This window comes from Paraburkholderia sp. BR10141 (assembly GCF_056155635.1).
Genome location: NZ_JBMIQH010000004.1, coordinates 302,999 through 327,946 on the forward strand (window position 1 = coordinate 302,999; position 24,948 = coordinate 327,946).

The following is a 24,948-nucleotide window of genomic DNA, read 5'->3' on the forward strand; positions in this document are numbered from 1 at the left end:
ACACGCGCGAAAGGCGTCAGGCCGCCGCGCGCCGATCCACTTGCGGCCAGGCCGCGCGGTTCACCGCGCTGACCACTGCCGCGACGCACGCATGGACCGCGTCTTCGCCCACGCCGACGCCGTGGCGCAGCGGCTGGCCGCCCACGCGCGCGCCGACGAACACGGCCGTACCGCCCTGCGAGGTGCGCTCAGTCTCGAACGACGTGATTTCAATGTGCTCGCCGGCGAGTGCCGCGATGGCGGCGGCCACAGCTTGCGCATGTGCCTCATCGCTGCTCGTGGCAGCCGGCATGGCCACATCACGGCCTTCCCAGCGCACGCGGCCCGAACCGGCGTTGGCAACCGGCCCGCGCGTTTCGAAGTACTCACGCGCGAACAGTGCGCAGACCGCCTCGCCCGTGATCTCTTCGCCAGACGTATCGGCGACGGTCTGCACGGCGTGGCTGAACTCGATCTGCACGCGGCGCGGCGGCGTGAAGCCCATGCCGCGCTCGAGCAGATAAGTCGCGCCACCCTTGCCCGACTGGCTGTTCACGCGGATCACCGCGTCATAGCTGCGGCCGAGGTCGGCGGGATCGATCGGGAGATACGGCACTTCCCAGACGGCGTCGGGCTGCTGCTGCGCGAAGCCCTTGCGGATCGCGTCCTGGTGCGAGCCCGAGAACGCCGTGAACACGAGGTCGCCCGCATACGGATGACGCGGATGCACGGGCATCTGGTTGCAGCGCTCGACCACGCGGCGCACGGCGTCGATGTCCGAGAAGTCGAGGCCCGGGTCGATGCCTTGGGTGTAGAGGTTCATCGCGAGCGTGACGAGATCGACGTTGCCGGTGCGCTCGCCGTTGCCGAACAGGCAGCCTTCGATCCGGTCCGCGCCCGCGAGCAGCGCCAACTCGGCGGCGGCCACCGCCGTGCCGCGGTCGTTGTGCGGATGCACCGACAGCACGATGCTGTCGCGGTACGCGAGATTGCGGTCCATCCACTCGATCTGGTCGGCGTAGACGTTGGGCATCGCCGCTTCGACGGTCGCCGGAAGATTCACGATCATCTTGTGATCGCGCGTCGGGCGCCACGTCTGGGCCACCGCGTCGCAGACTTCGCGCGCGAAGGTCAGCTCGGTCATGCTGAAGGTTTCGGGCGAATACTGGTAAATCCAGTGCGTTTGCGGGTTCTTGTCGGCGTGTGCGCGGATGATGCGCGTGCCTTCGACCGCGAGCGCTTTCACTTCCTCCTTCGACTGGCCGAACACGATCTTGCGGAACGACGGGCAGATCGCGTTGTAGAGGTGGACGATGGCGCGCGGCACGCCTTCGAGCGCTTCGAACGTGCGTGCAATCAATTCTTCGCGCGCCTGCACGAGCACTTCGATCGTCACATCGTCGGGAATGCGTTTTTCGTCGATCAGCTTGCGCACGAAATCGAAGTCGGTCTGCGAAGCAGACGGAAAGCCGACTTCGATTTCCTTGAAGCCGATCGCGACGAGCATTTCGAAGAATTCGGTCTTCTGCTCGATGCTCATCGGCTCGATCAGCGACTGGTTGCCGTCGCGCAGGTCGGTGCTCATCCAGATCGGCGCGCGCTCGACGGCGCGCGTGGGCCATTTGCGGCCGTTCAATCGGATGGCGGGGAAGGGGCGGTACTTCTCGGCGGGATTACGCAACATGACGAGCCTCGTTCTTCATGGTGTCGTTTGCGATGGTGGTCGGCAGCGGGCGGTTGGCGGGCTGGCGACGGAGCACGATGCGCGAAACCTCACGCGTACGGGCGGCAACCTCGGACGCGAAGAAGACGGCCACGGTGACGGCGGTAACCGGCGCGGCGAAAGCGGACGTGAACGATGCCCATGCAACGTGCATTTTGACCTCGCGACTCGTCCGAACGGTAAGCGGACGAATGCAGACGACAAGTTGTAGAGATACAGCGGATTTGGGGTACTGCGAGAACTGCTTTGGGAGGACCGCGGTGACCGGAGGAGGGGTCGTTGCGGCGCTACACCAGCTTTAGGCCAGGCGTAGCGATAGGGCCGATAGTCGGCCGAAGGTAATTCGGAGGGTGTTCGGGTAGGAACGCATTCGTCCAATGTAAATCAGGGCGGCTGCGCGTGTCAACAGCGAATTTGCTGGTTGGGCGCGTGAAGATGCGTGAAGATGGCCGATGAAGCGCGCCGATACGCTTGTGGCGGACCACGCGCGTCGCCCGCCCCGCACGGCCCTCGGCGGCTTGAGCGCCGGGTTTTCGGGTTCGATCGTCAGCGCTTCGCGATGCGTTTGATCGTCTCGATCTGGCGCGAGAGCGCATCCGGCACCGGCGCTTCGCCGCGCTGCACGGCATCGATCCAGGCGGCTGTAGTCGGTGCATCGCGGCCTTCGGGGAGATCGATTTCGGGCGCGCCGGGCGACGAGCGCTCCGGTTCGACCAGCGTTTCGCAGATGCCGTCGTGCAGCCAGTCGACCTGCACCTGGCGGCGGGTATCGGCGACGGCTTCGCCCTCAGTGCCGCGCGCGAGCAACGCGCCGCCCACCGCCGCTTCCGGATGCGCCGCGAAGAGGGCGCTGAGGCTTTCGCGGTACGGCGGGTGCGTGTAGTTCACGAGACGCAGGCCCGGCTCCGCGAACGGCTGCAGCAGCTTCACGAGCGTATGCGTGGAGTTGCGCACGCCCATGCGCCGGCGCATCGAGAGCAGGCGCGCGAGTTTGGGCGCGAGCGTGTCGATCGACGAAAACGCCACGCGGCCCGACGCCAGTTGCGCCTCGATTTCGGCGTGATCGCGTGCTTCGGGACGATTCAGCGCCGCGAAGATTTCCGCGCTCGTGACACGACCCGGATCGGTCACGACGCCGTGCACGAGCGTCGGCACACCTTCGCGCGCGAGCAGCAAGGCGAGCAGCGGCACGAGATTCGGCTGCTTGCGCGCGCCGTTGTAGCTTGGGATCGACACAGGCCGATAGTCGCCTCGCGGCACCGCGAGCGGCGCGAACGAGGCGTGCGCCGCGCAGAGCATGGCGGCCAGCTCATCCGCGGTTTCGCCCTTGAGGCGGTAGGCGAGCAGCACCGCGCCTAGCTCCAGCTCGGGCACGCGGCCGTCGAGCATGGCGGCGTACAGGGCTTGCGTGTCTTCGGACGAGAGCGAGCGAGCGCCGTGCGGTCCGCGGCCGATCTCCTTGATGAAGCGGGCGCACGGGAAGATGTCGGTGGAGTCGGCGGTGGTCATGGGCGCGGTTCGTTCGACGGCGTGCCGAGGGCCGCCGTCGTATTGAAATGGGGATGCGGGAAGTATCGCACGAGCACGCGGTGCCTCGCCGGCCGCGCCCGGCCGGCCGCGTGAAGACGCCGCCGCGCACGCCTACCGCCGCGCGTTACACTCGCGATTGTTCTGACGGCGCAAGCCGCGCGATCGACAGGCACGCGTGCTTCGTGCACGCGCCATCACAAAGACGGAGAACTCCATGACGTACGTATTCGAACCGGCGGCACTCGCCTCGGTGCCGGTGGCAGGCACCGACACGCGTTTCCCGGTGCGGCGCATCTATTGCGTTGGCCGCAACTACGAAGCGCATGCGCGCGAGATGGGCCACGATCCGAACCGTGAACCGCCGTTCTTCTTCTCCAAGCCCGCCGACGCCGTGCTCTACGTTGCACCAGGCTCGACCGCCGAATTTCCGTACCCCGCACAATCGCAGAACGTGCACTTCGAGATGGAACTCGTCGCGGCAATCGGCAAAGGCGGCAAGGACATTCCGGTCGCGAGCGCGCTCGACCACGTGTTTGGCTACGCGCTCGGCCTCGATATGACACGCCGGGACTTGCAGGGCGAGGCGAAGAAGCTCGGTCGTCCGTGGGATACGGCCAAGGGGTTCGACCATTCGGCGCCGATCGGCCCGATCCATCCGGTCTCGAAGATCGGCCAGCTCGAGAAGGGCGAAATCTGGCTCGCAGTCAACGGCGAGGAGAAACAGCGCTCGGATATCTCGCAGATGATCTGGCCGGTTGCCGACACGATCGCGTTCCTTTCGACGCTGTTCGAACTCAAGGCCGGCGACCTGATCTACACGGGCACGCCCGAAGGCGTGGGCGCCGTGGTCAAGGGCGATCTGATGACGGGCGGTGTGGCAGGAATCGGCGAATTCGCCGTGCGGGTCGTCTGAGCGGCGCGCGCCGCAGCACGATTCAAGAGGAGCAAGAGAGGAGCATGAAGCTTTACAGCTATTTCCGCAGTTCGGCATCGTATCGGGTGCGAATTGCGCTGAATCTGAAGAACCTGTCGTACGAGTACGTCCCGGTTCACCTCGTGCGCGACGGCGGCGAGCAGCTCAAGGCCGCCTATCGCCAGGTGAATCCCGATGCGATCGTGCCGTCGTTCGTCGACGACGAAGGGCACACGCTTCAGCAGTCGCTCGCGATCATCGAATATCTGGAAGAGACGCATCCCGAGCCGCCGCTGCTGCCGAAGTCGCCCATCGATCGCGCCCATGTGCGCTCGCTCGCGCTGCAGGTGGCGTGCGAGATTCATCCGGTGGACAACCTGCGCGTGCTCAAGTACCTCAAGCACACCGTAGGCGCCGACGACGCGACGAAAGATGCGTGGTACCGCCACTGGATCGAGGCGGGCTTCGCGACGCTCGAACAGCGGCTCGCCAGCGATCCGCGCACCGGCAAGCTCGCTTTCGGCGACACGCCGACCGTCGCCGATCTTTGCATCGTGCCGCAGGTCTACAACGCGAACCGCTTCAAGATCGACACGACGCGTTACCCGACCATTCAGCGTATCAACGACTACGCGCTCACGCTCGACGCGTTCGCGCGCGCCGCGCCGGGCGTGCAGCCGGACACGGAATGAGCGCATGACCGGTTTGCACTGGCCGCGACAATGAAAAAGGGGCGTCGTTCGTGAGAACGACGCCCTTCGTCCATCTAAAGCCGGGTAATTGCGCGCTATCAGCTGCCAAGCAGCGCGTCGGCGAATTCTTCGGCCACGAACGGCTGCAGATCTTCGACCTTTTCGCCCACGCCGATGAAATACACGGGGATCGGGCGTTGCCGCGCGATCGCGGCGAGGATGCCGCCCTTGGCGGTGCCGTCGAGCTTCGTGACGATGAGGCCGGTGAGGCCGAGCGCGTCGTCGAAGGCCTTGACCTGTGCGAGCGCGTTCTGGCCCGTGTTCGCGTCGATCACGAGCACCACCTCGTGCGGTGCGCCGTCGAACGCCTTGCCGATCACGCGTTTGACCTTCTTCAGCTCGTCCATCAGATGCAATTGCGTGGGCAGGCGGCCAGCGGTGTCGGCCATCACCACGTCGATGCGGCGCGCGCGCGCGGCGCTCACGGCGTCGAAGATCACCGCTGCCGGATCGCCGCTTTCCTGCTGCACGACCGTCACGTTGTTGCGCTGGCCCCAGATGGCGAGCTGTTCGCGCGCGGCGGCGCGGAACGTGTCGCCGGCGGCGAGCAGCACGCTCTGGTCGAAGCTTTGCAGATGCTTGGCGAGCTTGCCGATGCTGGTGGTCTTGCCCGCGCCGTTCACGCCCGCGATCATCATCACGAGCGGCTGCGCGCGGCCGAGCATGAGCGACTTCTCGAGCGGCTTGAGCAGGCCGATGAGCAACTCGCGCAGGGCGTTCTTCACCTGCTGTGCGTCGGTCAGGCGCTCGGCGCGTACCTTCTGGCGCAGCGTTTCGAGCAGATATTCGGTCGCGTCGACGCCCGCATCCGACATCAGCAGCGCGGTTTCGAGCTCTTCGTAGAGATCGTCGTCGATCTTCGCGTTGACGAAGATGCTCTGGATGTTCGAGCCGGTTTTCGAGAGCCCCGACCTCAGACGCTTGAGCCACGATTGCCTGGCTTCGGGCTCGAGCGCTGGCGGCGGGACAATCTCGACGGTTTCCGGTTCGTCGTCATTGTCGACGGCTTGCTGCGGCTCGACCGGAGCGGTCACGGCCGGTGGAGCGGAGGGCGCGGGCGACGTTTGGTGCGGCGCGCTGGCGGCCTCATCAACGGCCTTATCAACGGCCTCGTCCGGCGCCTCGAGAGTGGCTTCGTCCTGCGCATTCTCGGCCGGCGCGTTCTCGGCGTCCTTCGAGCCGCGGAATCGTTTGAAGAAACTGAACATGGTCTGGGGTGGGTCAGGCGCGCTGCGGGTCGGACCGAGGGGCGGTCAGCGACAGCATGGAAGAGGTAACGCGCGGAAAACATGGCATTTTATCAGGCGCGTTAGCTGGAGTCGCTGCGGCATCGCCGTGGGAGCGTTGCGGCGCGCACGCGGCACCTGCGCGCCCCTGTGGTAACGTGCGCGCATTGGAGGGCGCGATGCGAAAGCGTCGAACCCCCAGAGTCGAGTTCCGCCGGCGAGGTAACTGCCAGCGGTCAAATGCACGCAGCGGTACGACCCAACGCATGACCCGTTCCTCACCTTCACGTGGCCAAGGCGGCCGCACCCATCAGCCCGATCCCCGCGCACGTGGCGGCGGCGGTGCGCACACGATCCGCATCATCGGCGGCGACTGGAAGCGCACGCCGCTGCCGGTGCTCGACCTCGACGGTTTGCGTCCGACCCCCGATCGCGTGCGCGAGACGGTCTTCAACTGGCTTGGCCAGCGTCTCGACGGTCTGCGTTGCCTCGACCTTTTCGCGGGCAGCGGCGGCCTCGGCTTCGAGGCGGCGTCGCGGGGCGCCGCGCGCGTCGTGATGGTGGAGCGCAGCGCGCGCGCCGCCGCGCAACTGCGCTCGAACCAGGCGCGCCTTGGCGCGCGCATGATCGAAATCGCAGAAGCCGACGCACTGCGTCTCGCGGCCAATCTCGCGCCAGGCTCGTTCGATGTGGTGTTCCTCGATCCCCCGTTCGGCGACACCGCGCTGCTCGAGCGCTCACTCGACCTGGCTGCGCCGCTCGTCGCCCCGGACGGATGGCTTTACGTGGAGTCAGGTGAGCGTATCGATCCAGCTGCGCGGCCCGCGCTGGCGGGCTGGAGCGTGATGCGCGAGGGCCGGGCCGGCGCCGTTCACTATCATTTGCTGCAGCGCGAAAATGAGGAATAATGCGCGTTCGATAAGAAGCGGCGGGCGGCCTGGCCGTCACGCACGCACGTGCGCATGCGTCGCCACGGCACTGCATTGCGCCCCATTTCTGTTGAGAGGAGAAGCCTCATGGTAGTCGCCGTGTACCCCGGTACCTTCGACCCGCTCACGCGCGGCCACGAAGATCTCGTGCGGCGCGCGTCGAGCATTTTCGACACGCTGGTAGTCGGCGTTGCGGACAGCCGCAACAAGAAGCCTTTCTTCTCGCTCGACGAGCGGCTCGAGATTGCCCACGAGGTGCTCGGCCACTATCCGAACGTGCAGGTCATGAGCTTCAAGGGGCTCCTGAAGGACTTCGTGCGCACCAACAACGCACGCGTGATCGTGCGCGGCCTGCGCGCGGTGTCGGACTTCGAGTACGAATTTCAGATGGCGGGCATGAACCGTTACCTGCTGCCCGACGTCGAGACGATGTTCATGACGCCATCGGACCAGTATCAGTTCATTTCGGGCACGATTGTGCGCGAAATCGCCCAGTTGGGCGGCGACGTGAGCAAGTTCGTGTTTCCGTCCGTGGAAAAGCGCTTGCAGGACAAGGTGGCCTCGATGGGCGCCCCGGTTACGAAGGTGTGAACGCCCGGCCAAAGCAGCGTAAACTGTCGGGCTAAGCAACGTGTGAGCCGGCCTTCGCGCCGGCGGGAAGTGAGAACAGCATGGCCCTGATGATTACCGACGAGTGCATCAATTGCGACGTGTGCGAGCCCGAGTGCCCGAACGACGCGATCTCGATGGGCCCGGAAATCTATGTGATCGACCCGAAGAAGTGCACCGAATGTGTCGGCCATTTCGATGAGCCGCAGTGCATCCAGGTGTGCCCGGTGGAGTGCATTCCCAAGAATCCGGAGCATGTCGAGTCGCCCGAGCAGTTGATGCAGAAGTACCACGCGCTGACGGCCGCCAAGAACAACGCCTGAATCGCGCAATTCTGCGGAAAATAAAAAACGCGCCAACTGGCGCGTTTTTTATTTCATCCTGCCGCCTTCTTACGCGACGATGGCCTTCAATGCGTCGATGAGCGTGTCGCACTCGGCATCCGTGCCGATCGAGATACGCAGATGCTGGCTCACGCGCGGCGCGTTGAAATGGCGCACGAAGATCTCATTTTCGCGCAGCTTGGCCGCAATTGCCGCCGCGTCGTGCGCAGAATGCGTCGCGAACACGAAATTCGACGCCGAAGGCACCACGTCGAAGCCGAGCGCGGTGAGCGCGGCCGTCAGGCGATCGCGGCTGGCGATCACGCGCGCGCTCGTGGTCTTCAGCCACTCGCCGTCTTCGTAAGCGGCGGTCGCGGCGGCTTGTGCCAGGCGGTCGAGCGGGTACGAGTTGAAGCTGTCCTTCACGCGGTTGAGCGCATCGATGAGATCGGGGTGGCCGAACGCGAAGCCCACGCGCATGCCCGCGAGCGAGCGCGATTTCGAAGTTGTGTGCACGACCAGCAGGTTCGGATAGCGGTCGATCAGCTCAATCGCCGACTCGGCGCCGAAATCCACATACGCTTCGTCGATCACCACCACGGATTCCGTGTTCGCCGCGACAAGCCGCTCGATTTCCGCGAGCGGCAGCGCGTGACCCGTGGGCGCATTCGGATTCGGGAAAATCACGCCGCCATTGGGCTGGCGGTAATCGTCGACGCGAATCGTGAACTGTTCCGTGAGCGGCACGGTGCGGTACTCGACCTCGTAGAGCCGCGCGTAGGTCGGGTAGAAGCTGTAGGTGATGTCGGGAAAGAGGATCGGCTCGTCGTGCTTGAGCAGCGCCTGGAAGGCGTGAGCGAGCACCTCGTCCGAGCCGTTGCCGACGAACACCTGCTCCGCGCGGATGCCGTGATGCGCGGCCACGGCGGCGCGCAGACGCTTCGCGACGGGGTCGGGATAGCGGCGCAGCGACTCGCCCGTCTCGCCCAGTTCGTGGCGGATCGCCTCGAGCACACGCGGGGAGGGCGCATACGGATTCTCGTTGGTGTTGAGCTTGACCGGCTTCGCGAGCGCGGGCTGCTCGCCCGGCACGTAGGGCACGAGCCGGTTGACGATGTCACTCCAGTAACGACTCAAGACGCTCTCCTTGTTTCAACCGTTGCGATGCAGCTGCATCACCGCGCGTTCGGCCTCGCCCTTCACGAACGTCGGCATCACGGCGAGCGCGCGTTCGATCGATGCGTCGATCACCTCTTGCTCTTCGCGGCGCGGCGGCTTGAGCACGAAGTTCGCGACATCGGGCTTTGCACCGGCGCGCGCGCCTTCGGGAATCAGGTCGCGCGGATGGCCGATGCCGATGCGCAAACGCCAATACTGCTGCGTCGACAGATGCGCGGATATGTCCTTCAGGCCGTTGTGGCCGCCGCTGCCGCCGCCGAGCTTGAGCTTGACGGCGCCGGGCGGCAGATCGAGCTCGTCGTGCGCGACGAGGATCTCATCGGGCAGGATCTTGAAGAACGCCGCGAGAGCGACTACCGATTGCCCCGAGCGGTTCATATAGGTCTGCGGTTCGAGCAGATGCACTTCCTCGCCGTAGAGTCGCGCCTTCGCGTAGTGGCCGTGGAAGCGCCGCTCGTCGCGCAGCGTCGTGCCGGCTTCGCGCGCGAGCTGGTCCACGAGCCAGAAGCCCGCGTTGTGGCGCGTCGCCGTGTATTCGGCGCCCGGATTGCCGAGCCCGACGATCAACCTGATCATTGTGGTGTTCCGCTTGCGTAAATCGATGAACTGACCCGCAAGTGTACGAAAAAGTGCGAAAAAAAACCCGCCGGGGCGAACCGCGGCGGGTCACGTCGACCGTTTCAGGGAAACGGATCGAGAGGATCGGCTCATTGAGGCCGCTGCGCTTACTCCGCAGCCGGCGCTTCTTCGCCTTCAGCAGCCGCCTGGGCGCCAGCCGGCACGGGTGCCGACACGATGACCGGGTTTTCCACTTCGACGTGCTGAACCAGCGTCACGCCTGCGGGCAGGGTGATGTCCTTGGCATGCAGCGATTGACCGGCTTCGATCTTGGCGAGGTCGACTTCGAGGAATTCCGGCAGTTGGCCCGGCAGGCACTGGATTTCGATTTCAGCCAGAACGTGCGAGATGATCGCGCCACCCGTCTTCACAGCCGGGTTGGTTTCCTGGTTCATGAAGTGCAGGGGCACCTTCGTGTGGATCTTCTTGCTCGGATCCACACGCTGGAAGTCCACGTGCAGCACGAGCTGACGGAACGGGTGGTATTGCACGTCGCGCAGCAGCACTTGCTGCGACTTGCCGGCCACTTCGAGGTCGAGGATCGACGAGTGGAAGGCTTCCTTCTTGAGGGCGTGCCACAGCGCGTTGTGATCGATTTCGATCAGTTGCGGCTCGGCGCCGACACCGTAAACGATGCCAGGGGTCTTGCCAGCAATGCGCAGGCGGCGGCTCGCACCCGTACCTTGCAGGTTACGCTCGAAAGCGATGACTTTCATTTGATTCTCCATTGCACTGCCCGCGACCAGGCAGTAAAACGGGGCCTTTTCAGCAGAATGCCTGCCTTCCGGCCCCCGGCGATGCAGCGCGAACCATCGTCCGTTCGCGCCGATTACGTGCAAAAGCGCGGCGTCCTTGCGAACACCGCGCCTTGCGCGTCAATTCTTTTTAGCTTTCCGCGAACAGCGACATCACCGAGTCGCCGCGACGGATACGCGAGAACGTTTCGGCGAGAAGTCCTGCGCTCGTGAGCGAGCGGATCTTCGCGCACGAACGCGCTTCGGCGCCCAGCGGAATCGTGTCGGTCACGACGAGTTCGTCCAGAGCAGAAGCGGCGATGCGCTCGCCTGCGCCACCCGAGAGAACCGGGTGCGTGGCGTAAGCGAACACCTTCTTCGCGCCGCGTTCCTTCAGCACTTGCGCTGCCTTGCAGAGCGTGCCGGCGGTGTCGACCATGTCGTCCATGATCACGCAGGTGCGGCCTTCGACTTCACCGATGATGTTCATCACTTCGGCGACGTTCGCCTTCGGACGACGCTTGTCGATGATGGCGAGATCGCAATTCAGTTGCTTGGCGAGCGCACGGGCACGCACCACGCCGCCGACGTCCGGCGAAACGACCAGCAGGTTCTCGTGATTCTGCTTGCGCAGATCGCCGAGCAACACGGGCGTCGCGTAGATGTTGTCGACGGGAATATCGAAGAAGCCCTGAATCTGGTCAGCGTGCAGATCCATCGTGATGATCCGCTCGACGCCGGCGATTTCCAGCATGTTCGCCACGACCTTCGCCGAGATGGCGACGCGCGCCGAACGGGGGCGGCGGTCTTGACGGGCATAGCCGAAGTAGGGAATAGCTGCGGTGATCCGGCCTGCGGATGCGCGCTTGAGCGCATCGACCATGATCATCAGTTCCATCAGGTTGTCGTTGGTCGGCGCGCAAGTCGACTGAAGGACGAAGACGTCCTTGCCGCGCACGTTTTCCTGGATTTCGACCTGGATTTCACCGTCGGAAAAGCGGCTAACCATAGCCTTACCGAGGGGAATACCGAGGATCTTGACGACTTCCTGGGCAAGCGCGGGATTTGCGTTGCCAGTAAAAACCATCAGGCCGTCATGGCTGCTCATCATGCACCTGCTGCGGACTTTGGGGGGCGAGAGGAACTACTTGGGCGAACTGCTCCGGGTAACCCACAGAGCGAACTGCCTGGAATTTTTGGCAGGGGAGGAAGGACTCGAACCCTCGCATGCCGGAATCAAAATCCGGTGCCTTAACCAACTTGGCGACTCCCCTACACTCAACTTTGAGCCTGACTGACCGGTAGGACGATCAACCATGCAAAACTATGCCGCGAAAGCGAAGAGTGGATGCTTGTTCAGACTCGAGGCTACCGCGCTTCGCCAGTCCGGTTGTTCCGCAAGCAGTCTGGCCTGTGCCGATTCTGCTTCGGACCGACTGGCGAATGCTGCAAAAACGCTGGCACCCGATCCGGTCATCCGCGCTGGTGCGATGCTGCTCGAGACACTCTCAAACCATCGAAGCACCTGCGCTACTTCCGCGTATTTTCCTGCGACAACCGCTTGCATATCGTTATGACCGAAGCTGTCTGGCCATCCGTTCTGCGTTGCTTGCTGTGCAAGAAAGACTGCAATTGTGCAGGTCTTTGTGTCCCTTGTCAACGATTTTTCTGAAAAAATCTCGGCAGTAGGAACATGAACCCGCGGCGTCACGACCAAAAAATGACGCGGGGGCAATTGTACAGCCTCGAGGGCTTCGCCAACACCCTCCGCGAACGCATTTTTCCCGAACACGAAGAAGGGCACGTCCGCGCCCAGCTCGAGTGCGAGCGCCTGCAATTCCTCGCGTTGCAGGTTGAGCTTCCACAGGCGGTTGAGCGCGAGCAGCGTCGTGGCCGCGTCGGAGCTGCCGCCGCCGAGACCCGCGCCCATCGGCAGACGCTTTTCGATATCGATCTCGACACCCTCGCTCGCGCCCGTGTGTTCCTTGAGCAGCGTCGCGGCGCGCACGGTGAGGTCGTGCTCGGCAGGTACGCCTTCCACTTCCACGGTGCGCGTGATGCGGCCGTCGTGGCGGCGCGTGAAATGCAGCGTGTCGCCCCAGTCGAGCAACTGGAATACGGTCTGCAGATCGTGATAGCCATTGGGGCGCCGGCCCGTGATGTGCAGGAAGAGATTGAGTTTCGCGGGCGCTAGGCAGTCGCGCAGCGAGTCCTGGGTTTCGATCATGATGCTCTTGGGATGATGCCTGGATACTGACCGGCGCGTGCCGGCCAGATATTGCTGATGAGAGACCGCAACCGGCCCGCTTACTGGTCGAGCACGAGCTTGATCTGGAGCGGCGGTGCTTCGCGCGTGAGATTGACGCGTTTCACGCCATTGGCCGGCGCGTCGGCATAGGCGACATAATCGATGGTCCAGCCGTCCTGCTCGATCTGCGAAAGCCGCTGCGGATTCTGCGAGTCGGGCGTAGTGCGCGCATGCGAGGTGGGCGCGACCGAAGGCTGCAGCCAGTAGCGCAGCCCTTCCACGGGCAGGGCAAAGCCGAGCGCCTGCTGCATGAGCGTGCTCACGTTGTCGGCCGTGAGCGGCTGGCGGTTGGGCAGTTCCAGCGTGGCTTGCGATGGCGCGGAAGTGACGAGCGCGAGTGTCTGGCCGAGCGGATTGAGCAGTTGCAGCGTCACCGTCGAATCGGTCTCGTGCCAGTCGAAGTTGCCGTACGCGTTGCGCTGCTGGCCGTTCTGATCGACATATTGAACGGCGAAGCGGCCATGATAGGCGCGGTTCGTCTGCGTACTGAGCGAGGTCGTGGCGTTCGAGGTGGAAGGTTGGCGCGGCGGCTGCTGCGTCGCGCAACCCGTCAGCGCGAGGAGCGCGGCCGCCGCTGCGCCGAGCGACGCGCGCCGTACGAAACTGGCTGCGCGCGCAACGGTGAGGGCCTGGGGGGAAATCGAAGTGAAAAAATCTGCCATCAGAGATCGTTGACCTGGAAGCGTTTGAGCGTCTTCAGGAGCGTGTCGTTGTCGGGTTCGAGCTTGCGGGCCTCGCGCCACGCGGCGCGTGCGCCGTCCTGGTCGCCGTTTTTCCAGAGCACTTCACCGAGGTGCGCGCCTATTTCCGCGTTCGGCTGGAGGCTGTAGGCCTTGCGCAAGAGCTTGATCGCGTCGGCATTGTCACCCAGGCGGTATTTGACCCAGCCCACACTGTCCATGATGAACGCGTCGTCCGGTGCGAGCGACGAGGCTTTTTCCACCAGTTTGTCGGCTTCCTGCAGGCGCTGATTGCGGTCCGCAAGCGAGTAACCGAGCGCGTTGTAGGCCTGCGGATTGTCGGGCTGCGTCTTGATCAGCTTGCGCAGCTGCGCTTCCATGACGTCGTAGTGGCCGGTTTTTTCCGCAGCCATCGCGTAGTCATAGGTGAGGTCCGGGTCGTCCGGGAAGTCGGCGGTCGCCTTCGCGAGCCGTGCCTCGGCTTCCGGGTAGCGCTTCGCGTCGAACAGGATCGCGGCGTCGGTGCGCGCGATCAGCGCCTGGTCGCGCGGATCGTCGGCCTGAATGCTCGCGAGCTGACGGCGCGCGTCGTCGGTCTTGCCTTCCTTGTCAAGGATCTGTGCGCGCGTGATCTGGGCCGGCACATATTGCTGGCTGTTGGGCTGGATCTTGTCGAGCCACTTCTGTGCGCCGGCGTCGTCCTTCTGCTCGACCGACAGTTGCGCGAGGTAAATATAGGCCTGACCTGGGTCGGCGGCCGGATTCTTCTCGGCAACCTGCGCGTATTGCGTCAGATACTTCTGCGCGGCGTCGAACTTCTTCTGCTGCACGCTGATGAGCGCGAGCGCCATGAGCGGCATCAGGTCGGTCGCGTTGTCCTTGTGCAGAATCTCGAACTGCTTCTGCGCGTCGTCGAGGCGGTCGGCAGCGAGATAGGTCTGCGCGAGTGCGAGACGCCCTTCACGCGACTTCGGGTTCTGCTGGACGTATTTTTCGATCGACGCAATGCCTTCGGCGCGCTCCTCCGGCCCCATCTGCGCGAGCATCAGCGCGGCGGGAAGGTAGTCGGGCTTGAGCGCGAGCGCCTGCTCGAACGACTTGCGTGCGCCGGGTGCGTCGTCGGCGAGCAGCTGCTGGCGGCCGATCGCGAGCTGCGCCTCGGGACGGTTCATGTCGTCCTTGAGCAGCGTTTTGAGCACATTCAGGCCGCCCACGCGATTGGGACCGCGCGAAAGCAGAAGCTGCAGTGAGAGGATCGCCTGGCCACGGCTGTCGGCCGGTACCTTCGCGAGTTCGCGCGCAAGCAGCGGCTGGGCGTCGTCGGGCCTGCCCGCGAGCACGAGGAGTGACGCGTCGAGCTGCGCCGCGCGCTCGGAATCGGGCGCGTACTGCTGCCAGAGCTGCACCGCATTCAGGGCGTCGGACGGGCTTTGCGCCGAGAGCGCGATTTCCGTCGCGCGCTGCGCCATGCGCGGGTCGTGCGTGTCGCGCGCGAGCGCGAGATACGTTTGAAAGGCGGGGGCAGGCTGGTCGCGCTGCAGCGCGATTTCCGCGGCGAGCACCTGGAAGACGATCTGGCTCGACAGCGGAACGGCCGGCAGATCCTTCTTCTCGTCGGGCGAGGGGGGACCGAAAGCGTCCGGCATGGTGACGGAAGTGTCGTCCGTGTCAGGGGACGGATCCTGCGCATATGCGCTCGACGTGGTCAACGCCCAGGCGGCGAGAACTGCGGCGCCAACGAGGCGACGCGCGAAGGCGGCAGGGGCGCGGGGCGTCGCGGGACGCTTCGCGAACAGCTTAACGAAAGACAGTTCCATGGAATTCCGTCGAATGTTTCGGTCGATTGTAACGCGCTGGCTACAATACGCGCACAACGCGCACACACGTTTACGCAAGTTGCAGACCAACCCGGACCAGCATCCGAATCAGGCCGCGAGATATGCCAGAGTTGCCAGAAGTTGAGGTTACCCGAAGGGGGATCGAACCGTGGGTCGCGGGCCGCCGCGTCGAGCGTGTGGAGGTGCGCAACCCCGCATTGCGCTGGCCCGTGCCGGCTACGCTCGCCCGTACGCTGCGCGGCCGCACGATACGTTCGGTTGGGCGGCGCGGCAAGTATTTGCTGTTCGAGGTCGACGAAGGCTGGTTCATCGTGCATCTCGGCATGACCGGCACGCTGCGCGTGCTGCGCAATCTGCCGAAGCCGCCGGCCGCGGAGAAGCACGATCACGTCGACTGGTTCTTCGACGACTTCACGCTGCGCTTTCGCGACCCGCGCCGGTTCGGCGCCGTGCTCTGGCACCCGCGCGAGGCTGGCGACGTGCTCGGCCATCCGCTGCTGGCGGCGCTCGGCATCGAGCCGTTCACACCGGCCTTCGACGGCGCACTGCTCTTTCGCGAGACCCGCGGCCGCAAGGTCGCCGTCAAGCAGGCTCTCCTCGCGGGCGATATCGTGGTGGGCGTTGGCAATATCTACGCATCGGAAAGTCTGTTCCGCGCCGGTATCCGGCCGACGACCCCGGCGGGCCGCGTTTCGCTTGCGCGCTACGAACTCCTCGCGGATGCCGTGCGCGCCGTGCTCGCCTCGGCCATCGAGAAGGGCGGCAGCACGCTGCGCGACTTCGTCGGCAGCAACGGCGAAAGCGGCTATTTCCAGCTCGAATACTTCGTTTATGACCGCGCGGGCCAACCCTGCCGCGTGTGCGGCACGCCGATCAAACAGATCGTGCAGGGCCAGCGTTCCACTTATTTCTGTCCGCGCTGCCAGCGCTGAGCGCCAGGCATTTCCATGTACCGAACTTCTTCCACTTCCGTGCCGCTACCGGCTGGCGCGTATCCCGCTGAGCTGCTTACCGGTTTCGCGCCGCGCCTGATCGCCTGGCAGCGCGAGCATGGCCGTCACGACCTGCCGTGGCAGAACACGCGCGACCCGTACCGCATCTGGCTCTCGGAAATCATGCTGCAGCAGACTCAGGTCTCGACCGTGATTCCGTACTACGCGCGTTTTCTCGAGCGCTTTCCCACGGTCGAAGCGCTCGCCGCCGCGCCCGACGACGACGTGATGGCGCTCTGGGCCGGCCTCGGCTATTACTCGCGCGCGCGCAATCTGCACCGCTGCGCGCAGGTCGTGGCCGATACCCACGGTGGCAAGTTTCCGCAGACGGTCGAGGCGCTCGCGGAGCTGCCCGGCATCGGCCGTTCGACGGCGGCGGCGATCGCGTCGTTCGCGTTCGGCGCGCGCGAAACGATCCTGGACGGCAACGTGAAGCGCGTGCTCGCGCGCGTGTTCGGCGTGGAAGGCTTTCCTGGTGAAAAGCGCGTGGAGAACGCGATGTGGACGCTCGCCGAAACGCTCGTGCCGGGTCCCGAAGCGAGCGACGCCGACGTGAGCGCGTACACGCAAGGCTTGATGGATCTTGGCGCGACGCTGTGCGGGCGGGGCAAGCCCGACTGCGCGCGCTGCCCGTTCGCGCAGGACTGCGTGGCGAACACGACGGGACGTCAACGCGAACTACCCGCCGCGCGCCCGAAGAAGGCCGTGCCCACGCGGCGCACGTGGATGCTCGTGCTGCTCGACGGCGATGCGGTGATGCTGGAGAAGCGCCCGCCATCGGGTATCTGGGGTGGGTTGTGGAGCTTGCCCGAAGCCGCGGACGAACCCGCGCTCGCCGAGCGCGCGCGAGACTTCGGAGTGACGCCGGAGCGCGCGGCGTCGAGTTCGGCGCTCATGCCGCTCACGCATACGTTCACGCACTTCAAGCTCGACATCGAGCCGCGCGTGATCGAACTCAAGCGCAATGCTGCGCCGCTCGAAGCCAATGATGGACAGAGCGCATGGGTGTCGCTAGGCAACATCGACGCGTATGGCGTGCCCGCGCCGGTGCGCAAACTGCTCGATGGTTTGCGTGGACCGCTGATCTGAGTCAGCGAGCAAGCGGCATCAACGCTGCATCAAAGCAGCTGATGCTGCTGCATGTAGTGATGCACGATTTCGATACGCGCGCCGGCGTCGTTCAACTCCATGAGCTTCTGACGCGCGCGCAGCGCGATCGGCAGCACCTCGGCCAGACGGTTCGATACCCACGAGGGATCGTCGAAGCGGAACGGCTCCGCAAACGGCAGGCTCGCGGAATCGCGCTCGCGGATCGTCGCGATGATGCGCTCGAGCACTTCCGCACACGCGCCGAATTGCGCGAGCTGTTTGCCGCCTTCCAGTGGAATATCTTCGGGGATCAACTCGGCCGTGCCCACGAGCAGGCCGTCGGCTTCGACGCGATGCGAGAGCAGATGAAAGCGTTGCGTGCCGTGAGCCTGGATATGCAGCATGCCGACGGTCTCGACATCGCATTGCTCGATGAGCGCGAGGCATCCCACGGATTCGGGCACGGCAGTCGTCTCGTCGGGCTGCGCGACTTCCGCGCCACTTTTGAGCAGGCACACGCCGAACGGCGTGTGCTCGCGCAGGCACTCGCTCGCCATGTCCAGGTATCGCGCTTCGAAGATCTTGAGCGGCAGCAGGCCGCCGGGGAACAGCACCGTATGCAGCGGGAACAACGGCAAACGGCCAAGCACGGCAGGAGACGAGGACATGGCGCAACGCTTTCGGTTAAGGGCCGCGCGATGCGCAGCCGGTTAGGCGATCAGCCGTGACGACTCTCCGACATCGAGAGGCGCGTCGCGGTGACGCACGATAACGTTCGACTCGCCGGCAAAGCGCGTGGCGAGCGTCTGGGCGATGTACACCGATCGATGTTGTCCGCCCGTGCAGCCGATCGCAACGGTGAGATAGCTGCGGTTGTCGGCGCGAAAATGCGGCAGCCACTTCGCGACGAACGCATAGACATCGTCGATCATTTCGTGGACGGCCGGCTGCGCATTGAGAAAGTCGATCACGGGCTGATCGAGCCCGGTGAGCGGGCGCAGGCGGGCGTCGTAATGCGGGTTCGGCAGCGTGCGCACGTCGAACACGAGGTCGGCGTCGAGCGGTACGCCGCGCTTGAAGCCGAACGATTCGAACGTGAGCATGAGCGAGCCGCGCTCGCCGCCGACGAACACCTTCACCCACTGGCGCAGTGCGTTGGAACTCAGGTTGCTCGTGTCGACCTGATGGCCGAACTCGGCGAGGTTCGAAACGAGTTCACGCTCGTGCTCGATCGCTTCTTCGAGTGACTTGAGCATGCCCACGTTGGCGTCGTGCGCGGCGGAGCCCGAAAGCGGATGGCGGCGGCGCGTTTCCGAGAAGCGCTGGATGAGCGACTGCGTGCTCGCGTTGAGGAAGAGCACGCGCACATCGTGGCGAAGCGCCAGGTCGCGGATCATCTCCGGCATGTCGTCGAACGACGAACTCGAGCGCGCATCGATAGCGACGGCGAGGCGTTCGTAGCCGTCGTCGCTGAGATATTGGGCGAGTTGCGGTAGAAAGCGCGGCGGCAGATTGTCGACGCAATAATAGCCGACGTCTTCGAGCGCATTGAGCGCCACTGACTTGCCGGAACCCGAAATGCCGGTGATCAGGATGATACGCATGGGAGAGTCGATGAACCCGATTGGGTCATCATAGCATCCGATCCGCGCGCCTGTATTGGCTCTCCGGGCCGCAGGCGCTCGTTTCGAGGGCGCGCTCGGCGTACATTGCGCGCGCCTCGCCGGCCTCACCGCTTCGGGCGTCAGATCAGCTTGCCGGGAAACTGGCTGTCGGGGTCCTGCATGGCGAGACGCTGGCGGTCCATGAAGTCGCGCAGGGTGTCGATACCGCGCAATTGCAGGATCGTGTTGCGCACGGCGGCCTCGACCAGCACGGCGAGGTTGCGGCCCGCGGCCACCTGGATCGTGACCTTGCTGATGGGCAGGCCGAGCACGTCGACGGTCTGGCTCTCCAGCGGCAGACGCTGGAACTCGCCGTCCGGGCGGCGCACGAGTTGCACGATGAGCTTGAGCTTCATCTTCCGGCGCACGGCCGTTTCACCGAAGATCGTCTTGATGTCGAGCAGGCCGAGGCCGCGCACTTCGAGCAGGTTCTGCAACAGCGGCGGGCAGCGCCCCTCGACGAAATCGGGGCCGAGGCGCACGAAGTCCACGGCGTCGTCGGCTACGAGGCCATGGCCGCGGCTGATCAGCTCCAGACCCAGCTCGCTCTTGCCGAGACCCGAGTCGCCCGTGAGCAGCACGCCCATGCCGAGAATGTCGAGAAACACGCCGTGCAGCGTCGCGCGCGGCGCGAGAATGCGCGACATGTAGAGGCGCAGGCTGTCGATGACGGTGGCCGCCGACATCGGCGTGGTGAAGAGCGGCGTGGAAGAACGCGTGCAACGCAGCACCAGTTCGGGCGGCGCGGTCATGCCGTCGGCGACCACGAGAAACGGCGGTTCGAGCGCGATCAGCTCGGCCATGTGGCGCGAGCGGTCTTCGTCGGTCTGGCGCTGGTAGTAGTGAATTTCGGCGTCGCCGAGCACCTGGATGCGGTTCGGGTGGATCAGGTTCAGGTGACCGACGAGGTCGGCGCTCGCCGTGGCCGTGGCCACCGTTTCGGTCGAAAAGCCGCGTTCCCAGCCTTCGTGCCCCGTCAGCCAGCTGAGTTTCAGCGTGGTGGCGTTGTCGTCGAAGATGCTTTGGGCGTTGATGCTGGAAGTGTCCATGAGTCGGTGACTCCGCGAGATGACTCGCTTAACGGCTGACTGAATTGCTGGCTAAATAATCCGCGCGACCTGGCCTCGGTGCGCTACCTGGGTGGTTCACGGCTGCCGGCGCCTTACGCTTCACCCCTGCAACGAGCGTCGAGCGCGCGCTGTTCGGCCGCGCGTACCGCGACCGCGCCTCGCAAGACGCCGCACATTACATCAAGGTTGCCACTGGGTGAGCAGGCGATGCAACGTTTCGCGGTCTTCTTCCGTATGGAGCCGCTCACGCGTTTCGCGATCCGACAGTAGTTGTGCGATCTCGGACAGGATTTCAAGGTGCTGCTGCGTGGCCTGTTCGGGCACGAGCAGGAAGATCAAAAGCGACACGGGCAGGCCGTCTGGCGCTTCGAAGGCGATCGGCTCGGCGAGGCGCACGAAGGCGGCCTGCGGCTGCTTCAGGCCCTTGATGCGGCCGTGCGGGATCGCGACGCCTTCGCCGAGGCCCGTGGAGCCGAGACGCTCGCGTGCGAAAAGATTGTCGGTAACCGTGCTGCGGGCGATGCCGTTCTGGTTTTCGAAGATCAGGCCAGCCTGCTCGAAGACGCGTTTCTTGCTGGTGACGGACAGGCCGACGACGACGTTCTCGATGGGAAGTATTTTGGCTAAACGATTCATGTTGGCAGGCGAAAACGTGGCCTGAATGCTCCACACCCCGACAGCTGACCGCTTTGGCGGAAGCTTTGGATCTGGCGACGAAGCCCGGTGCCGGGACCGTGGGGACCTGTTGGCGCGTTAGACCCCGTAATACGACTGGACCATTATAGAACAAGCGTCCACGCCGATGGTGCGATGCGCCACGCATGAGCGCAACCCTCGTTGCCCGGTTGCACCCAGCGGTAAAACCCAGCATTGCGCGTACTCACGAAAAAGCCGCCCGGTTTGGGCGGCTTCGCTTCGAGGGGCGGAGGATGAACTATCGACTCCAGCCCCGGTTCATGGCGTGAATCGCCACACAGGACACTGTGGGATCACTGCGGCGGGATTTCGATGATGGGCGCAGGCTGGTGCTTGATCGCCTCATGTTGATGTCCCTGCACGCGGTCCTTGTGACGTACGACCTGGCGGTCCAGCTTGTCGACCACGAGATCGATGGCGGCGTACATGTCGCCGTTCGCGCTCTCCACAAATATGTCCTTGCCTTTCAGATGAAGGTTCACTTCGACCTTCTGTCTCTTATCCTTTTCCTTATGGTTGTCGACCGAGAGGACCACATTGCCATCGATTACCTGATCGAAATGTCTTAGCACCCTGTCCAGTTTGGTGATCACGTATTCTCGCAACGCTGGCGTTACTTCGAGATGGTGTCCACTGATCTTCAGATTCATAGTGCTTCTCCAGGCTGATGGCCGCGTGACGCGTGAAGTGCGGCAATGCCGGTCGACTGTCTGCCAGAACGCGGCTCCCCGAAAGGCCTGCGACGGCGGGCGAACTCGGCCGGCCATGTCCGCCAACGGGCGTAGCGGCCGGAAAACGCCTGCTCCGAAAAAGCCGGAACAGGCTAAAGAGACTTGCGCAGATTGACGGCTGGAATCTTCAGCGCCTCGCGATACTTCGCAACGGTGCGTCGCGCGACCACGAAGCCCTGTTCTGCCAGCAGTTCGGCTATGCGGCTGTCTGAAAGAGGAGATTTGGTGTTCTCGGCTCCTATGAGTTGCTTGATGAGGGCGCGGATGGCGGTGGACGATGCAGCGCCTCCGGTGTCCGTCGATACATGCGATCCGAAGAAGTACTTAAATTCAAGTGTCCCGAATGGAGTCAGCATGTATTTACCGGTTGTCACACGCGAGACAGTTGATTCGTGTAGGCCCAGCGTATCAGCAATCTCCCTCAAAACCAAGGGGCGCATGGCGATTTCGCCGTGCACGAAAAAGTTCTTCTGACGCTCGACGATAGCCTGCGCGACACGCAGGATCGTCTCGAAGCGCTGCTGGATATTCTTGATGAGCCAGCGCGCTTCCTGCAGCTGCTGGCGCAGCGAACCGCTAGCCGGATCGCCACGGTTGTTGCGCAGGATATTCGCGTACAGGTGGTTGATGCGCAGCTTCGGCACCACCTCGGGGTTGAGTTCCGCATGCCAGTTCTGGCCGGTCCTCTTCACGATGATGTCGGGCACCACGTAATCGGCTTCGGCCTTGCCATACGACGAACCCGGGAACGGTTCGAGCGAACGGATCAGCGCATGCGCGTCACGCAGTTCGTCGTCGCCCGTCTTCAGTTGCTTGCGCAACCGCGTGAAGTCGCGCGCGGCGAGCAGTTCGAGATAGTTCGACACGATTTCGAGCGCGAGCGTGCGCGTGGGCGACGAAGTGACGCGCAACAACTGCAGCTTGAGGCACTCGGAGGCCGAGCGCGCGCCCACGCCCGCGGGGTCGAAGCTATGCAGCAGCGCTAGCGCCGCATTGAATTCGTCGGCGTCGACTTCGAATTCTTCGGGAATGTCGGCAAGAATTTCCTCGCAGGTCGCGCTGAGGTAGCCGTCTTCGTCGAGCGATTCGATGAGAAACGTGATGAGCGCGCGGTCGCGCTGGCTCGCGTTCGTTTCGCGCAACTGCGCCATGAGATGGTCGCGCAGCGTGGTGGTCGATTCGTGGATCTGCAGCGGCGGCAGGTCGTCGTCGTCGGAGGCGTTGCCCGAGCGGCCGTAATCGTCCAGGTTCCACTGGCTCGCGTCGCCGTTCGCGTCGCCGCCAAGGCCGTCGTATTCGTCCACGCCTCGCGGCTCGCTCTCGCTGTTTTCGCCGCTGCCGTTGGACGTCGAGGTGGAACTGTTCGCGCCCTGCATCGGCTCGGCGCCGGAGGGCGCGGGCGGCTGCGCGATGACCGAGCCGTCCGCGGCCACGCGCAGCGGGCTCGCGATCCAGTCGTCCTCGTTCTCGAGCAGCGGGTTCTGCGAGATCGCCGTCGCGACCTCCTGCTGCAGTTCGAGCGTCGACAGCTGCAGCAGCCGGATGGACTGTTGCAGTTGTGGCGTGAGCGCAAGATGCTGCGAGAGGCGGAGTTGGAGGCTGGCTTTCATGGCGGTGTGCGAACCATTGTAAAGAGTTTGCCACGCGGACGAAACCACGGGGCACTCGCAAAAACGAGCGTGCGCCACGCCGGTGCCTGCCCGGAATTTGGTGCGCAAACAGGGGCGCTCCCGGGCCTGCCATGCACCGTTTTGGGGGCAAGGTCGAGCAGTTACACGGGGAAACGCGAAAGATGAGGCGGGAAAAACGCGAAAGCGGATCGCGCGCGCCCGGGTGGGCGCTGCGGGACTGCGGTGAACGGGCGCGCGAGGCGCGCCCGGGGGCTTACATGCGGAAGTGCTCGCCGAGGTAAACGCGGCGCACGTTCTCGTTCTCGATGATCTCGCCGGGTGCGCCGGCCGCGAGCACGCTGCCGTCGCTGATGATGTACGCGTGATCGCAGATGCCGAGCGTCTCGCGCACGTTGTGGTCGGTGATCAGCACGCCGATGTTGCGCTGCTTCAGGAACTTCACGATCTTCTGGATTTCCAGCACGGCGATCGGGTCGACGCCCGCGAACGGCTCGTCGAGCAGGATGAAGCTCGGATCGGTTGCGAGCGCGCGCGCGATTTCGACGCGCCGGCGTTCGCCGCCCGAGAGCGACAGCGCCGGATTCTCGCGCAGATGCGCGATTTGCAGCTCCTCGAGCAGCGCTTCGGCGCGCTCGGTGATGACGTCTTTCGACAGACGTTTGCCGTTGCCATCGACCTGCAGTTCGAGCACCGCGCGGATGTTCTCCTCGACCGTGAGCTTGCGGAACACCGAGGCTTCCTGCGGCAGATACGAAAGACCGAGCGCCGCGCGCTTGTGGATCGGCAGAAGGCTGATGGAGCGGCCGTCGAGGTCGATCTCGCCCGCGTCGAGCGGCACGAGACCCACGATCATGTAGAACGACGTGGTCTTGCCGGCGCCGTTGGGGCCGAGCAGTCCGACCACTTCACCGCTCTTCACGTCGAGCGACACGTCCTTGACGACGGTGCGCGAGCCATAGCGCTTCTTCAGGTTGCGCACGACGAGCGTGCTCGTCTTGCCGGCCAGCTGGCGGCCGTAGCTTTGGGTGGCGGTGACGGTATTCACTGTGGCGGCGCTTCCTGCAGCTTGGTGGACGGCGTGAGGGCGGCCGGGGCGCCGGCGGGCGGCTGTGCGCCGGTGGCGGTGTTGCGCGGCGAGAGCATCGCGCGAACGCGGCCGCCGGGGTTGCCGGGACCCGCGACGTCCTTGCCGGAGCGCGCCGTGTAGAAGTCGTTCTGGCCGTCGTACGTGACGACGCTGCCGTGGACCTGATCCATCACCGTCGAGAGACCCTGCAGGCGGCGCACCGTCGCGCGCGTCGTGAGCGTGGTGAGGTCCTGCTTGCCGTCGTAGTCGATGCGCTCGGCCGTGCCGTCGACGTATTCGTCGAGGCCTTCGCGCTTCTGGCGGAAGTAGGCGAGCTTGTCGGCGGGCGTGCCCGGCGCGACGGTGCCGGTCGCGAACTGGTAGCCCTGCGGGTCCTGGGTGACGACGAGCTTGTCGGCCTTGATGAGGATCGTGCCCTTGGTGGCAACCACGTGGCCCGTGAAGACGGTCTGCTGCTTCAGATCGTCATAGGTCATGTTGTCCGCTTCGATATTGAGCGGCTTGTCCTTGTCGGCGCGCTCGGCGTGGGCCGCGGGCGCGAGGCCGGCGAACAGCAGCGCGCTGGCGAGCGCCATCAGCGCCGCGAAGCGTGCGCGGCGGGCGTCAGGCGAACGGCCGTTCAGTGGACGGGGAAGCGAATCGTTCAT

At 64.7% G+C, this 24,948-nt stretch carries 26 protein-coding genes and 1 tRNA gene; 7 read left to right on the forward strand and 20 right to left on the reverse strand.

Annotation, left to right across the window (positions count from 1 at the left end):
- Positions 1 to 16 precede the first annotated feature (16 nt).
- The 3 genes from leuA to ybiB form a co-directional block, all read right to left on the reverse strand.
- On the reverse strand, positions 17 to 1,663 hold the full coding sequence (leuA, locus tag ACOJB8_RS07960; protein ID WP_342949530.1) for a 2-isopropylmalate synthase: 1,647 nt from the start codon (positions 1,661 to 1,663) through the stop codon (positions 17 to 19).
- Complete coding sequence (locus tag ACOJB8_RS07965; protein WP_342949529.1) at positions 1,653 to 1,856, reverse strand: hypothetical protein; 204 nt, start codon at positions 1,854 to 1,856, stop codon at positions 1,653 to 1,655. The genes leuA and ACOJB8_RS07965 overlap by 11 nt, the downstream gene beginning before the upstream one ends.
- A 392-nt stretch (positions 1,857 to 2,248) precedes the next feature.
- Positions 2,249 to 3,211, reverse strand: coding sequence for a DNA-binding protein YbiB (ybiB, locus tag ACOJB8_RS07970; RefSeq protein WP_475012019.1), 963 nt, complete (start codon positions 3,209 to 3,211; stop codon positions 2,249 to 2,251).
- 235 nt (positions 3,212 to 3,446) lie between these two features.
- On the opposite strand from ybiB, the gene ACOJB8_RS07975 reads away from it, so the two are divergent.
- Entirely contained in the window at positions 3,447 to 4,145 is a 699-nt protein-coding gene (locus tag ACOJB8_RS07975; protein WP_342949527.1) for a fumarylacetoacetate hydrolase family protein, read from the forward strand.
- A 44-nt stretch (positions 4,146 to 4,189) separates the two neighbouring features.
- Positions 4,190 to 4,837, forward strand: a complete 648-nt coding sequence (maiA, locus tag ACOJB8_RS07980) for a maleylacetoacetate isomerase (RefSeq protein ID WP_475012021.1) — start codon at positions 4,190 to 4,192, stop codon at positions 4,835 to 4,837.
- A 98-nt stretch (positions 4,838 to 4,935) separates the two neighbouring features.
- Here the strand turns inward: maiA and ftsY are convergent, their stop codons facing one another.
- Complete coding sequence (ftsY, locus tag ACOJB8_RS07985; protein WP_342949525.1) at positions 4,936 to 6,105, reverse strand: signal recognition particle-docking protein FtsY; 1,170 nt, start codon at positions 6,103 to 6,105, stop codon at positions 4,936 to 4,938.
- A gap of 284 nt (positions 6,106 to 6,389) precedes the next feature.
- Between ftsY and rsmD the strand changes: the two genes are divergently transcribed.
- The 3 genes from rsmD to ACOJB8_RS08000 all read left to right on the forward strand — a co-directional run bounded on the left by rsmD (position 6,390) and on the right by ACOJB8_RS08000 (position 7,984).
- Positions 6,390 to 7,031 carry a 16S rRNA (guanine(966)-N(2))-methyltransferase RsmD gene (rsmD, locus tag ACOJB8_RS07990; RefSeq protein WP_475012023.1) on the forward strand — a complete coding sequence of 214 codons (642 nt, stop codon included), beginning with the start codon at positions 6,390 to 6,392 and terminating at the stop codon, positions 7,029 to 7,031.
- A 108-nt stretch (positions 7,032 to 7,139) separates the two neighbouring features.
- Entirely contained in the window at positions 7,140 to 7,643 is a 504-nt protein-coding gene (gene coaD, locus ACOJB8_RS07995) for a pantetheine-phosphate adenylyltransferase (RefSeq protein WP_069264884.1), read from the forward strand.
- 80 nt (positions 7,644 to 7,723) lie between these two features.
- Positions 7,724 to 7,984 carry a YfhL family 4Fe-4S dicluster ferredoxin gene (locus ACOJB8_RS08000; protein WP_069264882.1) on the forward strand — a complete coding sequence of 87 codons (261 nt, stop codon included), beginning with the start codon at positions 7,724 to 7,726 and terminating at the stop codon, positions 7,982 to 7,984.
- 69 nt (positions 7,985 to 8,053) lie between these two features.
- Here ACOJB8_RS08000 and hisC read toward each other — a convergent pair whose 3' ends face one another.
- The 8 genes from hisC to ACOJB8_RS08040 form a co-directional block, all read right to left on the reverse strand.
- Complete coding sequence (gene hisC, locus ACOJB8_RS08005; RefSeq protein ID WP_342949523.1) at positions 8,054 to 9,121, reverse strand: histidinol-phosphate transaminase; 1,068 nt, start codon at positions 9,119 to 9,121, stop codon at positions 8,054 to 8,056.
- A gap of 15 nt (positions 9,122 to 9,136) precedes the next feature.
- Positions 9,137 to 9,739: an aminoacyl-tRNA hydrolase gene (pth, locus tag ACOJB8_RS08010; protein ID WP_342949522.1), complete on the reverse strand. Its 603-nt coding sequence runs from the start codon at positions 9,737 to 9,739 to the stop codon at positions 9,137 to 9,139.
- Between the two features lie 149 nt (positions 9,740 to 9,888).
- Positions 9,889 to 10,497, reverse strand: a complete 609-nt coding sequence (locus tag ACOJB8_RS08015; RefSeq protein ID WP_069264876.1) for a 50S ribosomal protein L25/general stress protein Ctc — start codon at positions 10,495 to 10,497, stop codon at positions 9,889 to 9,891.
- A 169-nt stretch (positions 10,498 to 10,666) separates the two neighbouring features.
- On the reverse strand, positions 10,667 to 11,623 hold the full coding sequence (locus tag ACOJB8_RS08020; protein WP_069265235.1) for a ribose-phosphate pyrophosphokinase: 957 nt from the start codon (positions 11,621 to 11,623) through the stop codon (positions 10,667 to 10,669).
- 89 nt (positions 11,624 to 11,712) lie between these two features.
- Positions 11,713 to 11,789: transfer RNA gene (locus ACOJB8_RS08025), tRNA-Gln, on the reverse strand.
- Positions 11,790 to 11,839: 50 nt separating this feature from the next.
- A complete protein-coding gene (gene ispE, locus ACOJB8_RS08030) occupies positions 11,840 to 12,742 on the reverse strand; it encodes a 4-(cytidine 5'-diphospho)-2-C-methyl-D-erythritol kinase (RefSeq protein ID WP_475012026.1) in 903 nt (300 codons plus the stop codon).
- 80 nt (positions 12,743 to 12,822) lie between these two features.
- Complete coding sequence (gene lolB / locus ACOJB8_RS08035) at positions 12,823 to 13,485, reverse strand: lipoprotein insertase outer membrane protein LolB (protein ID WP_069264872.1); 663 nt, start codon at positions 13,483 to 13,485, stop codon at positions 12,823 to 12,825.
- Entirely contained in the window at positions 13,485 to 15,320 is a 1,836-nt protein-coding gene (locus ACOJB8_RS08040; RefSeq protein WP_368605855.1) for a tetratricopeptide repeat protein, read from the reverse strand. Before ACOJB8_RS08040 ends, lolB begins: the two co-directional genes overlap by 1 nt.
- A gap of 122 nt (positions 15,321 to 15,442) precedes the next feature.
- Between ACOJB8_RS08040 and mutM the strand changes: the two genes are divergently transcribed.
- Together mutM and mutY are read left to right on the forward strand one after the other, a co-directional pair.
- Positions 15,443 to 16,273, forward strand: a complete 831-nt coding sequence (gene mutM, locus ACOJB8_RS08045; RefSeq protein ID WP_069264868.1) for a bifunctional DNA-formamidopyrimidine glycosylase/DNA-(apurinic or apyrimidinic site) lyase — start codon at positions 15,443 to 15,445, stop codon at positions 16,271 to 16,273.
- A gap of 15 nt (positions 16,274 to 16,288) precedes the next feature.
- Positions 16,289 to 17,422 carry an A/G-specific adenine glycosylase gene (mutY, locus tag ACOJB8_RS08050; RefSeq protein ID WP_368618125.1) on the forward strand — a complete coding sequence of 378 codons (1,134 nt, stop codon included), beginning with the start codon at positions 16,289 to 16,291 and terminating at the stop codon, positions 17,420 to 17,422.
- Between the two features lie 29 nt (positions 17,423 to 17,451).
- Here mutY and ACOJB8_RS08055 read toward each other — a convergent pair whose 3' ends face one another.
- The 8 genes from ACOJB8_RS08055 to lptA form a co-directional block, all read right to left on the reverse strand.
- A complete protein-coding gene (locus ACOJB8_RS08055) occupies positions 17,452 to 18,090 on the reverse strand; it encodes an LON peptidase substrate-binding domain-containing protein (RefSeq protein ID WP_069264867.1) in 639 nt (212 codons plus the stop codon).
- A gap of 42 nt (positions 18,091 to 18,132) precedes the next feature.
- The gene (rapZ, locus tag ACOJB8_RS08060; RefSeq protein ID WP_069264864.1) at positions 18,133 to 19,026 is read right to left on the reverse strand and encodes an RNase adapter RapZ; all 894 of its coding nucleotides are present in this window, start codon (positions 19,024 to 19,026) and stop codon (positions 18,133 to 18,135) included.
- Between the two features lie 140 nt (positions 19,027 to 19,166).
- The gene (gene hprK / locus ACOJB8_RS08065; protein ID WP_028201859.1) at positions 19,167 to 20,135 is read right to left on the reverse strand and encodes an HPr(Ser) kinase/phosphatase; all 969 of its coding nucleotides are present in this window, start codon (positions 20,133 to 20,135) and stop codon (positions 19,167 to 19,169) included.
- A 201-nt stretch (positions 20,136 to 20,336) separates the two neighbouring features.
- Complete coding sequence (gene ptsN, locus ACOJB8_RS08070) at positions 20,337 to 20,792, reverse strand: PTS IIA-like nitrogen regulatory protein PtsN (protein ID WP_069264863.1); 456 nt, start codon at positions 20,790 to 20,792, stop codon at positions 20,337 to 20,339.
- Positions 20,793 to 21,145: 353 nt separating this feature from the next.
- Positions 21,146 to 21,502, reverse strand: a complete 357-nt coding sequence (hpf, locus tag ACOJB8_RS08075) for a ribosome hibernation-promoting factor, HPF/YfiA family (protein ID WP_028201861.1) — start codon at positions 21,500 to 21,502, stop codon at positions 21,146 to 21,148.
- A 173-nt stretch (positions 21,503 to 21,675) separates the two neighbouring features.
- Positions 21,676 to 23,193: an RNA polymerase factor sigma-54 gene (locus ACOJB8_RS08080; protein WP_342949517.1), complete on the reverse strand. Its 1,518-nt coding sequence runs from the start codon at positions 23,191 to 23,193 to the stop codon at positions 21,676 to 21,678.
- 274 nt (positions 23,194 to 23,467) lie between these two features.
- Positions 23,468 to 24,259 (reverse strand): LPS export ABC transporter ATP-binding protein, encoded by a 792-nt coding sequence (lptB, locus tag ACOJB8_RS08085; RefSeq protein ID WP_069264858.1) that lies wholly within the window; start codon positions 24,257 to 24,259, stop codon positions 23,468 to 23,470.
- Complete coding sequence (gene lptA, locus ACOJB8_RS08090; protein WP_069264856.1) at positions 24,256 to 24,948, reverse strand: lipopolysaccharide transport periplasmic protein LptA; 693 nt, start codon at positions 24,946 to 24,948, stop codon at positions 24,256 to 24,258. The genes lptB and lptA overlap by 4 nt, the downstream gene beginning before the upstream one ends.

Excerpts from the sequence above, each read along its gene's own strand:
- leuA (WP_342949530.1), bottom strand. The coding sequence starts at position 1,663 with ATGTTGCGTAATCCCGCCGAGAAGTACCGCCCCTTCCCCGCCATCCGA.
- ACOJB8_RS07965 (WP_342949529.1), bottom strand. The coding sequence starts at position 1,856 with ATGCACGTTGCATGGGCATCGTTCACGTCCGCTTTCGCCGCGCCGGTT.
- ybiB (WP_475012019.1), bottom strand. The coding sequence starts at position 3,211 with ATGACCACCGCCGACTCCACCGACATCTTCCCGTGCGCCCGCTTCATC.
- ACOJB8_RS07975 (WP_342949527.1), top strand. The coding sequence starts at position 3,447 with ATGACGTACGTATTCGAACCGGCGGCACTCGCCTCGGTGCCGGTGGCA.
- maiA (WP_475012021.1), top strand. The coding sequence starts at position 4,190 with ATGAAGCTTTACAGCTATTTCCGCAGTTCGGCATCGTATCGGGTGCGA.
- ftsY (WP_342949525.1), bottom strand. The coding sequence starts at position 6,105 with ATGTTCAGTTTCTTCAAACGATTCCGCGGCTCGAAGGACGCCGAGAAC.
- rsmD (WP_475012023.1), top strand. The coding sequence starts at position 6,390 with ATGACCCGTTCCTCACCTTCACGTGGCCAAGGCGGCCGCACCCATCAG.
- coaD (WP_069264884.1), top strand. The coding sequence starts at position 7,140 with ATGGTAGTCGCCGTGTACCCCGGTACCTTCGACCCGCTCACGCGCGGC.
- ACOJB8_RS08000 (WP_069264882.1), top strand. The coding sequence starts at position 7,724 with ATGGCCCTGATGATTACCGACGAGTGCATCAATTGCGACGTGTGCGAG.
- pth (WP_342949522.1), bottom strand. The coding sequence starts at position 9,739 with ATGATCAGGTTGATCGTCGGGCTCGGCAATCCGGGCGCCGAATACACG.
- ACOJB8_RS08015 (WP_069264876.1), bottom strand. The coding sequence starts at position 10,497 with ATGAAAGTCATCGCTTTCGAGCGTAACCTGCAAGGTACGGGTGCGAGC.
- ACOJB8_RS08020 (WP_069265235.1), bottom strand. The coding sequence starts at position 11,623 with ATGAGCAGCCATGACGGCCTGATGGTTTTTACTGGCAACGCAAATCCC.
- ispE (WP_475012026.1), bottom strand. The coding sequence starts at position 12,742 with ATGATCGAAACCCAGGACTCGCTGCGCGACTGCCTAGCGCCCGCGAAA.
- lolB (WP_069264872.1), bottom strand. The coding sequence starts at position 13,485 with ATGGCAGATTTTTTCACTTCGATTTCCCCCCAGGCCCTCACCGTTGCG.
- ACOJB8_RS08040 (WP_368605855.1), bottom strand. The coding sequence starts at position 15,320 with ATGGAACTGTCTTTCGTTAAGCTGTTCGCGAAGCGTCCCGCGACGCCC.
- mutM (WP_069264868.1), top strand. The coding sequence starts at position 15,443 with ATGCCAGAGTTGCCAGAAGTTGAGGTTACCCGAAGGGGGATCGAACCG.
- mutY (WP_368618125.1), top strand. The coding sequence starts at position 16,289 with ATGTACCGAACTTCTTCCACTTCCGTGCCGCTACCGGCTGGCGCGTAT.
- ACOJB8_RS08055 (WP_069264867.1), bottom strand. The coding sequence starts at position 18,090 with ATGTCCTCGTCTCCTGCCGTGCTTGGCCGTTTGCCGTTGTTCCCGCTG.
- rapZ (WP_069264864.1), bottom strand. The coding sequence starts at position 19,026 with ATGCGTATCATCCTGATCACCGGCATTTCGGGTTCCGGCAAGTCAGTG.
- hprK (WP_028201859.1), bottom strand. The coding sequence starts at position 20,135 with ATGGACACTTCCAGCATCAACGCCCAAAGCATCTTCGACGACAACGCC.
- ptsN (WP_069264863.1), bottom strand. The coding sequence starts at position 20,792 with ATGAATCGTTTAGCCAAAATACTTCCCATCGAGAACGTCGTCGTCGGC.
- hpf (WP_028201861.1), bottom strand. The coding sequence starts at position 21,502 with ATGAATCTGAAGATCAGTGGACACCATCTCGAAGTAACGCCAGCGTTG.
- ACOJB8_RS08080 (WP_342949517.1), bottom strand. The coding sequence starts at position 23,193 with ATGAAAGCCAGCCTCCAACTCCGCCTCTCGCAGCATCTTGCGCTCACG.
- lptA (WP_069264856.1), bottom strand. The coding sequence starts at position 24,948 with ATGAACGATTCGCTTCCCCGTCCACTGAACGGCCGTTCGCCTGACGCC.